Raw genomic sequence first — 13,532 nt, forward strand, 5'->3', positions numbered from 1 at the left:
TCAGCAGTTAGGGCATAGGCGGCAGACGTATGCTTGAGGAGTGCTCGGCCAAGTAAGGTCTGAGGCGGACAGGTTTCGAGAGGCGCCTCACAACAGGCGTTCAGCTGCGGTTGCTGGACTCATCGGTGTCCTGCTTTTCACCGCGCGGCTGCTCGTTTTGGCCTAGAACGGAAGGTACGCCCTCGACTTTGTTGCTGCGCATGTATTCATCCATGTCCTTCCAGCCGGCAAAGATCAAGGCTTTGGAAGACTTTGGGTTGAGTACATAGCAGTCCTCGAGTCCGCGCATTGCATGGCGACAGGCGCCACCTACAGCCTTGGCCTCGGCCTGTCTGGCGACGGTGCGCGGATCTGGACCAAGTCCAGGAATGTCGACATTGCAGCCTACGAGCAGGCTGCTCAGCAGCAGAGTGCAGCCAAGACGGTAGGGCGGGGGCTTGAGATAGGTGCTCATTGTTGCCTTGATCATTTCATGGCTTATCGGCCATGGCTTGATCAAGTTGAGTCTTCCGCCTGGACACGGCAAGAGCCATGAGTGAAAAAAGGCCTTCATGAGAAGGCCTTGGAGAGACTGGGCAGGGCGCTCTTAGTCGCGCTCGCCGCCAAAGATTCCCAGCAGTGCCAGCAGGCTCTGGAACACGTTGTAGAGGTCCAGATACAAGGCCAGTGTGGCGCTGATGTAGTTGGTTTCGCCCCCATCAATGATCTGTTTGATGTCGTAGAGCATGTAGGCACTGAAGATGCCGATGGCTGCGACTGAAATGGCCATCATGCCCGCCGTCGAGCCTACGAACACGTTGATGATGGAGCCCACGAACAACACCAGCACGCCGACGAAGAGAAATTTGCCCATCCCCGAGAGGTCGCGCTTGATCACCGTGGCCAGCGAAGCCATGACGAAGAACACGCCAGCTGTGCCGGCAAAAGCTGTCATGACGAGCTCTGAGCCATTCTGGAAACCCAGCACCATGGCAATCATGCGCGACAGCATGAGGCCCATGAAGAAGGTAAAGCCCAGCAACACGGGAACACCGGCAGCAGAGTTCTTGGTCTTTTCTATGGCGAACATGAAGCCAAAGGCCCCGCCCAGGAAGACGATCAGCCCCAGACCGCCAGACAGCGAGCGCGTAATACCTGTTGCCACGCCCAGCCAAGCACCGAGAACCGTAGGCACCAGGCTCAGTGCCAGCAGCCAGTAGGTATTGCGAAGGACACGGTTGCGCTCTTGTTGCGAGATACCGTAGCCTGCCGACTCTATTGTGGTGACTTGATCATCCATAGGTTTGTTCTCCGGGAGGGAGTTGTTACAAAGACGCTTGCATTCTAGGTGGTGGCCTGCGCCAAGAATGACAATACCCCGAGACAAAACCATGGTTTGGACAAAAGGTTTCCAGCATGCACTGACTCCTGCTGGGCTGAAAAAACGAATCCCCAGTCAGTAGGGAATTCGTTTGAGCCGGTCAATCACGGGCTCGGGCAGATGGCGCAGTCGACGCCCAAGACTACTTGGTCAGAATCAGCTTGCCTAGCTTGGTGGCTTGCAGCCGGTACAGGGTGCCGTTATGAACAATGGTGACGGCTTTTTGACCATTGAGCAAAAGGCTGCTGTCCAGGCCTGTGCCGCCCTGGGATGAGGCAGGCAATCCGGAGTTGGACATGAAGGCAGAGTGCTTGTCGGAGTTTCCGGACAGCTGCGAAGTAGCTGCGAATGTGGCAGGCATGCAGGAAGTTCCTTTAAGTTTGAGAGCTTGCTAATGATAACAATTCTCAATTAAAAAAGAAAGAATACCTGCTTTTCATTACATTTTTTGAAGGGGAATAAGCTATGCAAGGCCATTGAACCCGTGTGCAGGTATAGGCCTCAGTCATCCCAGGTGCTCCTCATTCATGGGGCAGGCTGGGCTCTGCAATCGCTTTCTTGGCAGGAGCCTGTAGGGCGTTCCTGGCCAGAGCCCAGGTCAGACGGACATCGGTCTTTTCAGCCCTGCGATAGACAAAGCCCTTGCCCAAAAGACCTCCCTGGCTGGGCATGGCTGGTGGTCGAGAGGGCGGCGGCGCGGAAGGCATGACCGTGGGTTGCTTACAGGGCAATGGCTGGTAGCCAGGCCCTGGCAAAAAGAAGTGAGGACCCCGTCACAAGCAGCCAGACAATATAGGCAAGAGCAGGGTGAGGATGGGCGGAATCTCTCTTCACGCTCATGGCATGACACGGACACTGATGGCCCTGGCCTCGGGGTAGCGGTACATGGCGTCAAGCACGGCCATGGTGCTGGAGCGGAACAATCCCACATAGCGCAAGGGTCCGATGGTGATGAGGCAAGTTTTCATGGATGTCTACTCCTGTCTTGATAGCTGCATACGCTTTCTGGATCTGCGCTTGAAGGTGTTTTGCCTGGAATTAAAGAAAAGGCTTGGATGGCTTGTTTTCTTGATACTGTTATTTTATACAGTATTTTGTAATCGTTCCAGCGCACTCTTTCAAGTGCGTGCTTTCTGAACCATGTCCGGCGAGACCTCCTGAAAGTGTTTTCGGCATGTGAGCGAGGGAGACTGAGCACACCCGGACGCACAAAGCAAAACGCCACGACGTTGAGGCCGTGGCGTTGATGAGGGTTGGAGCTGCTGTTTGTGTATTCAGCTCAGCAGCAAGGCATCATCGGCCAGCTTTTCTCCACGCACCTTCTCGAACATGTGCAGCAGGTCGGGAACGTCCATGCTGGCACGCTCGGTGCCGCTGACATCAAGAACCACCTGGCCCTGGTGGAGCATGACCGTGCGTTCGCCCACATCCAGGGCTTGGCGCATGCTGTGCGTGACCATCATGGTAGTGAGTCCGGCTTCGGCCACGATGCGCGCCGTGAGTTGCAGCACAAAGTCGGCAGTGCGCGGGTCGAGTGCTGCCGTGTGTTCGTCCAGCAGCAAGATACGCGAAGGCTGCAGCGCGGCCATGAGAAGACTGACTGCCTGACGCTGTCCGCCGGACAGCAGGCCAATGCGGTCGGTCAGCCGATTCTCCAGGCCCAGGCCAAGAGTGGCCAGGCGTTCACGATAAAGTTCACGGTTGCTTGCCTTGACTGCCTTGGACAGACTGCGAAAGTTGCCGCGTTCATGGGCCAGGGCCATGTTTTCTTCGATAGACAGATCTTCGCAGGTGCCTGCCATGGGGTCCTGGAAGACCCGGGCCACCTGCCTGGCGCGCGACCAGACGGGCAGTCGGGTCATGTCCTGGCCCGCGATTTCTATCTGGCCTTTATCGACGCTCTGATCGCCCGAGACGCAGTTCAGAAAGGTGGATTTTCCAGCGCCGTTGGAGCCGATCACGGTCACGAACTGGCCGTCGGGTATGGCCAGGGAGAGACCGCGCAGCGCGCGTGTTTCTATGGGCGTGCCAGGGTTGAAGGTCAGTTCCAGTTTTTGTGCATTGAGCATGGTGTTCTCCGCAGTTCTTATTTGCGCTTGGCGAGTTTTTTCTTGAGCTGCGGAATCACCAAGGCGATGGTCACCAGGACTGCTGTGACCAGGTTCAGGTCCTGGGCCTTGAGGCCTATGGCGTCAATGTTCAGGGCTGCGGCAATGAAAAAGCGGTAAACAATGGCGCCTATCACCACGGCCAGCGTGGCCCAGACGATCTTGCGTGAGGGCAGAATGGATTCGCCGACGATGACAGCGGCCAGGCCGATCACGATTGTGCCTATGCCCATGGAGATGTCCGAGCCGCCCTGGGTCTGCACGAATAGTGCGCCCGCCAGGCCCACTAGACCGTTGGAGACGGCCATACCCAGCAAGATCATGGCTCCGGTGTTCACGCCCTGGGCGCGTGCCATGCGTGCATTGGAGCCTGTGGCTCGTATGGCCAGGCCGCGCTCGGTGGCGAAGAACCAGTCCAGCGCCAGCTTGGCCACGATCACAAAACCCAAAAGGATGACGGGGCGCATCACATAGTCGGCCACGTTCTCGGGCTGCAGCATGGTGAACAGCGTGGGGTCGTTGATCAGCGGAACGTTGGGTCCGCCCATGACGCGCAGATTGACCGAGTACAGGCCGATCATCATCAGAATCGAGGCCAGCAGGTCCATGATCTTGAGACGGACGTTGAGCCAGCCCGTGACAAAGCCGGCTGCGGCACCTGCGGCCGTGCCGGCCAGGGTTGCCAGCCAGGCGTTGTGACCGGCTGCAATCATGATGGCACAGACTGCACCGCCAAGAGGGAAGCTGCCGTCCACGGTGAGGTCGGGAAAGCGCAGCAACCGAAAAGAAATAAAAACACCCAGAGCCACAAGGCTGAAGATCAAGCCGATCTCAATGGCACCGAGCAGAGAAAAAAGAGACATACACAAGGCGCAAAGCGCGCGGGCAAGCTGGGAAAAAAAGAGCAGGTGCGAGGCACCTGCGATCGTATGTGCGCAGCTGTCATGCAACCGCGCTGCATGGCCCTGTTATTTGACGACCTGGGCGGCTGACTTGATCAGCTCTTCGGAGAGCTGGATGCCCTGCTTTTGCGCAGCCCCGGGGTTCACGAACAACTCCATCTTGGTGCTGACCTCAGGCTTGATGTCGCCAGGCTTTTCGCCTTTGAGAATGCGCACGACCATGCGACCGGTTTGCTCCCCGAGGTCGCGGTAGTTGATGCCATAGGCGGCTACGGCGCCACGCTTGACGGAGTCCGTGTCCGAGGCAACCAGGGGAATCTTTGCGTCCTGGCCGACCTTGACCAGCGCTTCATAGGCCGAGACCACGTTGTTGTCGGTATTGGTGTAGATGACGTCCACTTTGCCAACCAGCGAACGTGCCGCACTGCTCACGTCCACCGAGCGCGGGGCGGCTGCAGTGACCAAATTCCAGCCCATCTTGGGCAGAAGGGCCTGCAGCTCCTTGACGACCACGGCAGAGTTCGCTTCACCAGGGTTATAGACCATGCCTATGCGCTTGGCGTTGGGAACGACCTGTTTGACCAGGTCCATCTGCTTGTCCAGTGCCAGCAGGTCGGATACGCCTGTCACATTGTTCTTGGAGGGCTCCCAGTTGGGCACAAGCTTGGCGACCACAGGGTCGGTCACGGCAGAGAACACCACGGGCACGTTCTTGGTCGAGGCAATCACGGCCTGAGCCGAAGGCGTGGCAATGGCGACGATGGCATCGGGCTTGTCACCCACGAATTTGCGTGCAATCTGGGCCGCCGTACCTGTATTGCCCTGAGCGCTCTGGTACTGCCATTTGAGGTTCTTGCCATCCTCGAAGCCTGCGGCCTTGAGTGCATCCTTGACGCCGTCGCGCACTGCATCCAGGGCAGGATGTTCAACAATGGCAGTCACGGCCACCGACTTGGTGTCCGCTGCATAGGCACTGCTCATTGCCGAAATGGCCAGGGCCAGAGTGCCCAGGGGTGCCCAAGACAACTGTTTCATGTGTATCTCCGCTTGTGTTTGTTCCTGTTTGCTTGGCTCAAGGCAGCGCAGGAGAGTCGCCACGCCTTGCGGCAAAGTCTACTGCAGCCATCTGCCGTACTTTTGGGTTTGGGCATGACTGCTTTCACCTATGGGTTTGTAACCAGAAATAGGCATGAAATCTGCAGGGAATGCCCTAGGATGGGTTGGATGCTGCGTTGGTTTATTGTTTTGAGGTGCAATTTTGCATTGTGTGAGGCATGTTTTTAGGCGTTTTTCACATTTTTCCTGCGTGGGGCGGTTCTTTTGCTGGCTTATGAGGAGAAGGTGCATGCAAAGACAAGCCGGACAATTTGATCTTTGTTATCCGGCTTGTACAAAAAAGCCTGCTAATGCAGGCCTTTGGGTTTTTGCATTTACATGCCCGCGTAATTGGGGCCGCCGCCGCCTTCGGGCGTGACCCAGACGATGTTCTGCGTGGGGTCTTTGATATCGCAGGTCTTGCAATGCACGCAGTTTTGCGCATTGATCTGCAAGCGCTTTCCACCCTGATTTTCGTTGTCCACAAATTCGTAGACTCCAGCCGGGCAGTAGCGGCTTTCCGGTCCCGCGAACTTGGCCAGGTTCACGCTCACGGGTACGGATGCATCCTTGAGTGTCAGGTGAGCTGGCTGATTCTCAGCATGGTTGGTGTTGCTGATGAATACGCTGGAGAGGCGGTCGAAGGTCAGCTTGCCATCGGGCTTGGGGTAGTCGATCGGCTTGCATTCCGAGGCTGGCTTGAGATAGGCGTGATCGGGTTTGTCGCGGTGCAGGGTCCAGGGAATGTTGCCCTTGAGAACGAACTGCTCGATGCCGTTCATGATGGTCGCCGTGGTCAGGCCCTTCTTGAACCAGGCCTTGAAGTTGCGCGACTTGTTGAGCTCCTCATGCAGCCAGCTGGCTTCAAAGGCCGTGACATAGCTGCTCAGCTCATCGCCCTGGCGTCCTGCGACGATGGCCTCATAGGCGGCTTCGGCCGCGAGCATGCCGGTCTTGATAGCAGCATGGCTGCCCTTGATGCGGCTGACGTTGAGAAAGCCTGCATCGCAGCCCACGAGCGCGCCACCCGGGAAGACGAATTTGGGCAAGGACATCAGGCCGCCAGCGGTGATGGCGCGCGCACCATAGGACAGGCGCTTGGCAGGCTTGATGCCCTGGGACTCATCGCCTTCGAGGTAGTAGCGGATGTTCGGGTGGGTCTTCCAGCGCTGCATCTCCTCAAAAGGACTCAGATACGGGTTGCTGTAATCCAGACCCGTGATAAAGCCCAGGGTGACCAGATTGTCTTCCAGGTGATAGAGGAAGGCGCCGCCATAGGTCTTGTTGTCCATGGGCCAGCCGGCCGTGTGCATCACAAAGCCGGGCTTGTGGCGGGCGGGGTCGATCTCCCACAGTTCCTTGATGCCCAGACCGTAGGTTTGGGGGTCCTTGCCTTCATCCAGACGATATTTGGCAATGATTTGCTTGCCCAGGTGGCCGCGTGAGCCTTCTGCGAAGATGGTGTATTTGGCATGCAACTCCATGCCGAGCTGAAATTCGCCCGTAGGCTCTCCATCCTTGTCAACGCCCATATTGCCTGTGGCCACGCCCTTGACCGAGCCGTCATCGTTGTAGAGCACTTCAGCCGCAGCAAACCCGGGGAAAATTTCCACGCCCAGGGCTTCGGCCTGTTCGCCCAGCCACTTGGTCACATAGCCGAGGCGAACAATGTAGTTGCCATGGTTCTGAAAGCATTTGGGCAGCAGAAAGTTGGGGGTGCGCAGAGAGGACTTCTCGCCCAGGAAAACCATGGCATCGTCGGTCACGGGCTGGTTGAGCGGCGCTCCCTTTTCCTTCCAGTCGGGAATCAGCTCGTTGAGGGCAATCGGATCCATGATCGCACCGGACAGGGTGTGAGCGCCTGGCTCCGACCCCTTCTCCAGCACCACCACGGAAACATCCTGGCCTTTTTCTGCAGCTAGTTGCTTGAGGCGTATGGCCGTGGCCAGGCCGCCCGGGCCTGCACCAATCACCACCACGTCGTATTCCATGGCTTCGCGTGGGCCGTACTGGGCCAGAATCTCTTGGTTTGTCATCGGGGTGTCTCGCTTGGGAATCGTCAAATTGAAAACTGGGTGTGCCTCTCCGAACGTAGCAGGGCCCGGGATGGCGCAATGTGGGCGATTCTATTCGGTGCACCAGGGGGCTGGATGGCATCTAGTTGACTGCGCAATATCAAAACCGGGTTCACATTGTTTGAACATGGCCTTTGACGGGCCTGCAGGCAGCGACAAAGCAAATCAGGAAGGAGACTTAAAAAGCATGCGTATAGAGATTCCGGGCAACAAGAAATGGGTGTATGAGCTGAATTTCCCCGTACGCTGGGGTGAGATGGATGCCATGGGCCATGTGAATAACACCATGTATTTCCGCTATATGGAAACGGCTCGCATAGAGTGGATGACTGCTGCAGGCATCAAGCCATCACCAGAAGGGCAGGGACCGGTGGTCGCCAATGCGTTCTGCAATTTCTATCAGCAGCTCGTGTTTCCTGATCAGGTGCTGCTCAAGATGTATGTGAGTGACCCTGGTCGAACCACATTCGAGACCTGGGCCACGATGGAGCGCTTGTCCGAACCCGGTGTGATCTGCGCGGCAGGAGGCGGAACTGTGATCTGGGTGGACTTTCCGCAACAAAAGGCGGTGTCCTTGCCTTCATGGATCAGTGAACTGGTGACTGCCGAGAGCGTGAACACGCTCTGAGAGATGGCGCCTGATGCCATCGCATTGATGGCGCAGACCGGTTCTTGCATTGCCATCGGTTCGGATTTCCGGTGGTGTGTTGAAGGCATTTGTTCGGAATCCCGAATGCTTCTATGCGGAAAAGTATGCGAGCCATAAGCAAATCAACTGTTTATGGCGTGGCAGCGGGTTGGCATGGTCTGTGCGATGTATCGGGCAGACCACGCAAGCGTGGTTGCGTATGCAGAAAAAAAGAGCCGAGGCGGTGTTTGCGTCTCTGGGTCGACTCACTGCAAGACCTCAACGCATACAGCGAGTACCCGCATGAAATTCAATCGCTTGACCACAATGGTCGTGGTTGCCATGGTCCTGGGCGTACTGGTGGGCTATGCCTGCCACGAATACGCCTCCAGTCCTGAGAAGGCCAAGGAGATAGCCGAATATTTCGGCATATTGACCGATATTTTTCTGCGCATGATCAAGATGATCATTGCGCCCCTGGTGTTTGCCACTTTGGTGACGGGGCTTGCCAATATGGGCGATGCCAAGGCTGTGGGCCGCATAGGTGCCAGGGCGCTGGGCTGGTTTGTGGCGGCCTCGTTCTGCTCGCTGCTCATAGGTCTGGTCTATGCGAATGTGCTGCAGCCAGGCCATGGGCTGGGCGTGGAGTTGCCCACCTCGGCGGCGGATTTGCACCTAAAGACTTCGGCGTTGAACTTCAAGGACTTCATCACCCATGTCTTCCCCAAGAACTTCTTTGAGGCCATGGCAACCAATGAGGTGCTGCAAATCCTGGTCTTTGCGCTGTTCTTCGGCATTGCTCTGGGGCAGTTGCACAACCAGTCGGCTCGCTCCCTGGTCGGGACTCTGGATGAGGTCGTGCATGTCATGCTCAAGGTCACTGACTATGTGATGCGCTTTGCTCCCGTCGGTGTTTTTGGCGCGGTTGCCAGCACGATTGCATTGCACGGTCTGGGCGTGCTCCTGGTGTTTGGCAAATTCATGCTGTGCTTTTATCTGGCGCTGGCCACGATGTGGCTGCTGCTGGTGCTGGCCGGCTATGTGGTGCTGGGGCGCAAGGTGTTTGACTTGCTGGCCATGATCCGCGGCTCCTTGCTTGTTGGCTTCTCCACGGCCAGCAGCGAATCTACCTATCCCAAGCTCATGGAGCAGCTTGAGAAATTCGGCGTGCCGCCGCGCATCGTGGGCTTTGTGCTGCCTCTGGGGTACTCTTTCAATCTCGATGGATCCATGGTCTATACCACCTTCCTGGCCATCTTCATTGCCCAGGCCTATGGCATCGACATGACGCTCACGGCACAGGTCACGATGCTGCTGGTGCTCATGGTTTCCAGCAAGGGGATTGCAGGCGTGCCGCGCGCCTCCCTGGTCGTGGTGGCCGCCGTGCTGCCCATGTTCGGTTTGCCCGAAGCCGGCATCTTGCTGATTCTGGGCATAGACCACTTCCTGGACATGGGGCGTACGCTGACGAACGTTCTGGGCAATGCCATTGCCACGGCCGTGGTCGCCAAGTGGGAGGGCGAGGCTGAGCCTGTCTCGTCCGATCAGCCGGTCCTGGACGCTGCTGCCCAGGCCGAAGCCGTATAGGCGTCTTCAGCTTGGGCATTCCCATGGAGGCCAGGGTTTGAGTCCGCCTTCAGGGAGCTTGCTCGAAAGGGGGCTGCTAATATTTGCCCTTTGACCATGGCCGTATCCCTTAGCTTGCGCAAGCCGCTGCTGTTTTTGCTCTGGCTTGGCCTGAGCGGGCTGGGCGGGGGGCTTGCGTACCTGCTGAGCCTGCATCTGGGAACCCAGGAGCTGCAGGCCACAGGGCTCAGCCGCCTTGAGCAGTACGACGCCAACCTGCAGCGCGAGATCGACAAATACGCTTTTCTACCCCAGGTGCTGGAGCTGCAGGGCGATGTACGGGCCCTGGTGCGCGGGGCTGCCGGCCAGCAGCCCGACCCCGACCTCATTCCCAGGGTCAACGCCTATCTGCAGCAGCTCAATCGAAGAGCCCAGACCTTGGTGATCTATGTGCTTGATGGCAACGGCCTTGTGCGGGCTGCAAGCAATTGGAGCGCGCCCGACAGCTATATGGGCGAGGATCTGAGCTTTCGCCCCTATTTTCGCGATGCTATGAGCTCGGGCAGCGGGCGCTTCTTTGGCATAGGCACCACGCGCGGCGAGCCTGGTTATTACCTGGCATCGGCCTTGGGCCAGGGGGCCCAACGCCTGGGCGTGGTGGTGGTCAAGCTCAGCCTGGATCAGCTGGAGCAGTCCTGGTTCAATGCCGAGGCGCCGGTCATCGTGGCGGACGAGAACGGGGTCGTCATCCTCTCCACCGAGGCTGGCTGGAAGTTTGCAACTCTGAGGCCGCTGGACCAAGCAAGACGGGCCATGCTGGAGCGCACCCAGCAGTACAACCGCCGTGCCTTGAGGCCGCTGGGCGTGGAGTTCTTGCGGAGTCTGGGCCCGGGGGCGCATGTGGCGCGTATCAAGGCCGAGGGCCAGGTCCTGGCGGAAGGCGCCGGTGGCCGTTACCTGGCTCAGTCCCAGGCTCTGGCGGGGACGCCCTGGACCCTGACCGTGATGTCGTCTCTGGCCCAGGTGCACCAACTGGCTCAGAGCCGGGCAGTGGCGGTGGGGGCGGGCATAGGTTTTTTGCTGGTGCTGGCCCTGATGCTGGATGAGCGCCGAAGACGTCTGCGCGAGCAGCTGAGTGCACGCGCCGCATTGCAAAAAGCCCATGACGAACTGGAGGTCAAGGTGCAGCAGCGCACGGCGGATCTTTCTGCCAGCAACCAGGCCTTGCAGGACGAGATCGTGGAGCGCAGGCGTGCCGAGGCGACTTTGCGTGCCGCCCAGGATGAGCTCGTCCAGGCTGGCAAGCTGGCGGCTATAGGCCAGTTGGCGACCGGGGTGGCGCATGAGCTCAACCAGCCGCTGACGGCGTTGCGCACCCTGGCAGGCAACAGCCAGCGCTTTCTGGAGCGGGGGGATACGGCTACCACCTATCTCAACCTGCAGCGCATGGGCGACGTGGCCGAGCGCATGGGGCGCATCACGGGGCAGTTGCGCAACTTTGCACGCAAGTCCAGTGGCTCGCTCGAGGCTGTGTCTCTGGTGCGTGCCATGGACAATGTGCTGAGCTTGCTCGAGCTCAGAATCGCCAGGCGCCAGGTCCGGGTTGTGCGCCAGGTCGATGCCGTGGAGCCTGTGGCCTGGTGCGACCGCAACCGCATAGAGCAGGTGCTGGTGAATCTGGTCAGCAATGCTCTCGATGCCATGCAGGATGTGGAGCACCCGGTGCTGGAGCTGGCCTGCGGTGTGACCGATGGCATGGTCGAGCTCAGCGTGCGCGATCATGGCCCGGGCCTGGCGCCTGAGGCGCTGAATCATTTGTTTCAGCCATTCTTCACGACCAAGGAGGAGGGGCGGGGGCTCGGCCTGGGCCTGGCCCTGTCGGCGAGCATCGTGCGCGAGTGCGCGGGCACGCTCACCGGCCGCAACCACCCTCAGGGCGGAGCGGTTTTCACCTTGAGACTGACCTTGGCATCTACTTGCGGGATTTCATGAAATTTGCCTTGAAGGTTTTGCTCGTCGAAGACGACGCCGATATCGTGCTGGGCTGCGAGCAGGCGCTGCAGCTTGAAGGCATTGACTGCGAAAGCGTCGGCAGTGCCGAGCTGGCAAAGCGGCGTCTGTCGCGGGACTTCGCCGGCATTGTGGTCAGCGATGTGCGCCTGCCAAAAATGGATGGCATGGCCTTTTTGCGCGAACTCGTGGCCATGGATGCCGAGTTGCCTGTGGTGCTGATCACGGGCCATGGCGATGTCTCCATGGCTGTGCAGGCCATGAAGGACGGTGCCCAGGACTTCATACAGAAACCTTTTGCGCCGGAGACCCTGATAGGCGCTGTGCGTCGGGCGCTGGAGCGCAGGCGACTGGTGCTTGAGGTCCGTGAGCTGCGCCGCCAGCTCGAGCAGCGCGACAGCCTGGAGAACAAGCTCATCGGTCGTGCGGCCAATATGCAGCAATTGCGGCGCACGCTCATGGGTCTGGCCGACAGCGCGGCCGACGTGCTCATCCATGGCGAGACCGGAACCGGCAAGGAGTTGGTGGCACGCTGCTTGCATGAAGCCAGTGCGCGCAGTCGTGGCAATTTTGTGGCCATCAACTGTGGCGGCCTGCCGGACACCTTGTTCGACAGCGAAATGTTCGGCAGCGAAGCCGGTGCCTATACGGGCGCGGGCAAGAAGCGCATAGGAAAATTCGAGCATGCAAGCGGGGGCACGCTGTTCCTCGATGAAATCGAGAGCATGCCCATGACCATGCAGATCAAGCTGCTGCGCGTGCTCCAGGAGCGTGTGGTCGAGCGCCTGGGCTCCAACATCTTGATTCCTCTGGACTGCCGGGTGATTGCGGCGACCAAGGTCGATTTGCTGGAGCTGAGTCAGCAGGGGCGCTTTCGTGCCGACCTCTACTACCGCCTGAGCGTGGCCAATCTGGCCCTGCCGGCATTGCGCGAGCGACGTGAGGATATTGCTCTGCTGTTCGAGTATTTCGCTTTGCAGGCTGCTGCGCGCCATCAAAAGCCCGTGCCTGAGCTGGACGCGGCCAGGATCCAGCAACTGCTGGCTTATGACTGGCCTGGCAATGTGCGCGAGCTGCGCAATGTGGCCGAGCGCGCGGTGCTGGGCCTGGAGCGCGGCCTGCCGCCATTCGGTACGCCCGAGCCAGCAGGTCAGCAGCCTCTGGCGGCGGCTGTCGAGGCTTTTGAGCGCGGATTGATTGCCGAAGCCCTGCGTCGTCAGGGAGGCAGCCTGACACGCGCTGCCCAGGCCTTGTCTGTGGCCAAGACCACGTTGCACGACAAGATCCGCAAATATGGCTTGGATGACCGGTATTTATAAGAGCGTGTTTACGATCTTTTTCTCCCCGACAATTCAGGGGTGGAACGACAGAAATACGCCAGCGATATCACTCGCGAACAGTTTGCCCTGATAGAGCCCGAATTGCGCAGTGTTCGGCGCATGATCTTGCCCCTGTTTTGTGTAGCTCTTAGCCCATGATCTACGCGGCCTTTTTACGCTGTGCCTCGTACCAGCGTTGCTCGTACTGCATAGGACTGAGATAGCCCAGCGCCGAATGCAGCCTGCGGTGATTGTAGAAGGCCATCCAGTCCATCACCGCCTTCCTGGCCTGCTCTCGGGTCGCAAACTTCTGCCCATGCACACAGGCCGTTTTCAGTCGGCCCCACAAGCTTTCTGTGGGCGAGTTATCCCAGCAGTTGCCCTTGCGGCTCATGGATGAGCGCATCTCCCACTTGTGCAGAGCCCTCTGGAATTCATAACTGCAATACTGGCTGCCTCTATCACTGTG

General features: G+C 58.8%; 14 protein-coding genes. 4 read left to right on the forward strand and 10 right to left on the reverse strand.

Features of this window, described 5'->3' with window-relative positions:
* Window positions 1-100 precede the first annotated feature (100 nt).
* The 9 genes from G486_RS22980 to G486_RS0120640 all read right to left on the reverse strand — a co-directional run bounded on the left by G486_RS22980 (window position 101) and on the right by G486_RS0120640 (window position 7,501).
* Complete coding sequence (locus G486_RS22980) at window positions 101-454, reverse strand: hypothetical protein (protein ID WP_034388637.1); 354 nt, start codon at window positions 452-454, stop codon at window positions 101-103.
* Window positions 455-586: 132 nt separating this feature from the next.
* Window positions 587-1,279 (reverse strand): Bax inhibitor-1/YccA family protein, encoded by a 693-nt coding sequence (locus tag G486_RS0120605; RefSeq protein WP_027017230.1) that lies wholly within the window; start codon window positions 1,277-1,279, stop codon window positions 587-589.
* Between the two features lie 223 nt (window positions 1,280-1,502).
* Window positions 1,503-1,721, reverse strand: a complete 219-nt coding sequence (gene hemP, locus G486_RS0120610) for a hemin uptake protein HemP (protein ID WP_027017231.1) — start codon at window positions 1,719-1,721, stop codon at window positions 1,503-1,505.
* 160 nt (window positions 1,722-1,881) lie between these two features.
* Window positions 1,882-2,067 carry a hypothetical protein gene (locus tag G486_RS24195; RefSeq protein WP_156920115.1) on the reverse strand — a complete coding sequence of 62 codons (186 nt, stop codon included), beginning with the start codon at window positions 2,065-2,067 and terminating at the stop codon, window positions 1,882-1,884.
* A gap of 129 nt (window positions 2,068-2,196) precedes the next feature.
* Window positions 2,197-2,328, reverse strand: a complete 132-nt coding sequence (locus G486_RS24745) for a hypothetical protein (RefSeq protein ID WP_281171924.1) — start codon at window positions 2,326-2,328, stop codon at window positions 2,197-2,199.
* Window positions 2,329-2,634: 306 nt separating this feature from the next.
* Window positions 2,635-3,429, reverse strand: coding sequence for an ABC transporter ATP-binding protein (locus tag G486_RS0120625; protein ID WP_027017232.1), 795 nt, complete (start codon window positions 3,427-3,429; stop codon window positions 2,635-2,637).
* A gap of 17 nt (window positions 3,430-3,446) precedes the next feature.
* Window positions 3,447-4,331 carry an ABC transporter permease gene (locus G486_RS0120630; protein WP_027017233.1) on the reverse strand — a complete coding sequence of 295 codons (885 nt, stop codon included), beginning with the start codon at window positions 4,329-4,331 and terminating at the stop codon, window positions 3,447-3,449.
* Window positions 4,332-4,436: 105 nt separating this feature from the next.
* On the reverse strand, window positions 4,437-5,405 hold the full coding sequence (locus G486_RS0120635; RefSeq protein ID WP_027017234.1) for an ABC transporter substrate-binding protein: 969 nt from the start codon (window positions 5,403-5,405) through the stop codon (window positions 4,437-4,439).
* A 395-nt stretch (window positions 5,406-5,800) separates the two neighbouring features.
* The gene (locus tag G486_RS0120640) at window positions 5,801-7,501 is read right to left on the reverse strand and encodes an electron transfer flavoprotein-ubiquinone oxidoreductase (protein ID WP_027017235.1); all 1,701 of its coding nucleotides are present in this window, start codon (window positions 7,499-7,501) and stop codon (window positions 5,801-5,803) included.
* Window positions 7,502-7,727: 226 nt separating this feature from the next.
* Between G486_RS0120640 and G486_RS0120645 the strand changes: the two genes are divergently transcribed.
* From G486_RS0120645 to G486_RS0120660, 4 genes are all read left to right on the forward strand, one after another.
* Window positions 7,728-8,168, forward strand: coding sequence for an acyl-CoA thioesterase (locus tag G486_RS0120645; RefSeq protein ID WP_027017236.1), 441 nt, complete (start codon window positions 7,728-7,730; stop codon window positions 8,166-8,168).
* Window positions 8,169-8,471: 303 nt separating this feature from the next.
* Window positions 8,472-9,755: a dicarboxylate/amino acid:cation symporter gene (locus G486_RS0120650; protein WP_027017237.1), complete on the forward strand. Its 1,284-nt coding sequence runs from the start codon at window positions 8,472-8,474 to the stop codon at window positions 9,753-9,755.
* 96 nt (window positions 9,756-9,851) lie between these two features.
* On the forward strand, window positions 9,852-11,726 hold the full coding sequence (locus G486_RS0120655; protein WP_027017238.1) for a sensor histidine kinase: 1,875 nt from the start codon (window positions 9,852-9,854) through the stop codon (window positions 11,724-11,726).
* Window positions 11,723-13,063 carry a sigma-54-dependent transcriptional regulator gene (locus G486_RS0120660; protein WP_027017239.1) on the forward strand — a complete coding sequence of 447 codons (1,341 nt, stop codon included), beginning with the start codon at window positions 11,723-11,725 and terminating at the stop codon, window positions 13,061-13,063. Before G486_RS0120655 ends, G486_RS0120660 begins: the two co-directional genes overlap by 4 nt.
* Before the next feature lie 160 nt (window positions 13,064-13,223).
* On the opposite strand, the gene G486_RS23210 is transcribed toward G486_RS0120660, so the two are convergent.
* Window positions 13,224-13,532, reverse strand: a 309-nt coding sequence (locus G486_RS23210; protein ID WP_027017240.1) for an integrase core domain-containing protein, incomplete at its 5' end; no start/stop codon positions are given.

This window comes from Comamonas composti DSM 21721 (genome assembly GCF_000429845.1).
In the GTDB taxonomy this organism is placed as follows: Bacteria; Pseudomonadota; Gammaproteobacteria; order Burkholderiales; family Burkholderiaceae_C; genus Comamonas; species Comamonas composti.

Coding starts and splice junctions, on each gene's coding strand:
- G486_RS22980 (WP_034388637.1), bottom strand. CDS start 454: ATGAGCACCTATCTCAAGCCCCCGCCCTACCGTCTTGGCTGCACTCTG.
- G486_RS0120605 (WP_027017230.1), bottom strand. CDS start 1,279: ATGGATGATCAAGTCACCACAATAGAGTCGGCAGGCTACGGTATCTCG.
- hemP (WP_027017231.1), bottom strand. CDS start 1,721: ATGCCTGCCACATTCGCAGCTACTTCGCAGCTGTCCGGAAACTCCGAC.
- G486_RS24195 (WP_156920115.1), bottom strand. CDS start 2,067: ATGCCTTCCGCGCCGCCGCCCTCTCGACCACCAGCCATGCCCAGCCAG.
- G486_RS24745 (WP_281171924.1), bottom strand. CDS start 2,328: ATGAAAACTTGCCTCATCACCATCGGACCCTTGCGCTATGTGGGATTG.
- G486_RS0120625 (WP_027017232.1), bottom strand. CDS start 3,429: ATGCTCAATGCACAAAAACTGGAACTGACCTTCAACCCTGGCACGCCC.
- G486_RS0120630 (WP_027017233.1), bottom strand. CDS start 4,331: ATGTCTCTTTTTTCTCTGCTCGGTGCCATTGAGATCGGCTTGATCTTC.
- G486_RS0120635 (WP_027017234.1), bottom strand. CDS start 5,405: ATGAAACAGTTGTCTTGGGCACCCCTGGGCACTCTGGCCCTGGCCATT.
- G486_RS0120640 (WP_027017235.1), bottom strand. CDS start 7,501: ATGACAAACCAAGAGATTCTGGCCCAGTACGGCCCACGCGAAGCCATG.
- G486_RS0120645 (WP_027017236.1), top strand. CDS start 7,728: ATGCGTATAGAGATTCCGGGCAACAAGAAATGGGTGTATGAGCTGAAT.
- G486_RS0120650 (WP_027017237.1), top strand. CDS start 8,472: ATGAAATTCAATCGCTTGACCACAATGGTCGTGGTTGCCATGGTCCTG.
- G486_RS0120655 (WP_027017238.1), top strand. CDS start 9,852: ATGGCCGTATCCCTTAGCTTGCGCAAGCCGCTGCTGTTTTTGCTCTGG.
- G486_RS0120660 (WP_027017239.1), top strand. CDS start 11,723: ATGAAATTTGCCTTGAAGGTTTTGCTCGTCGAAGACGACGCCGATATC.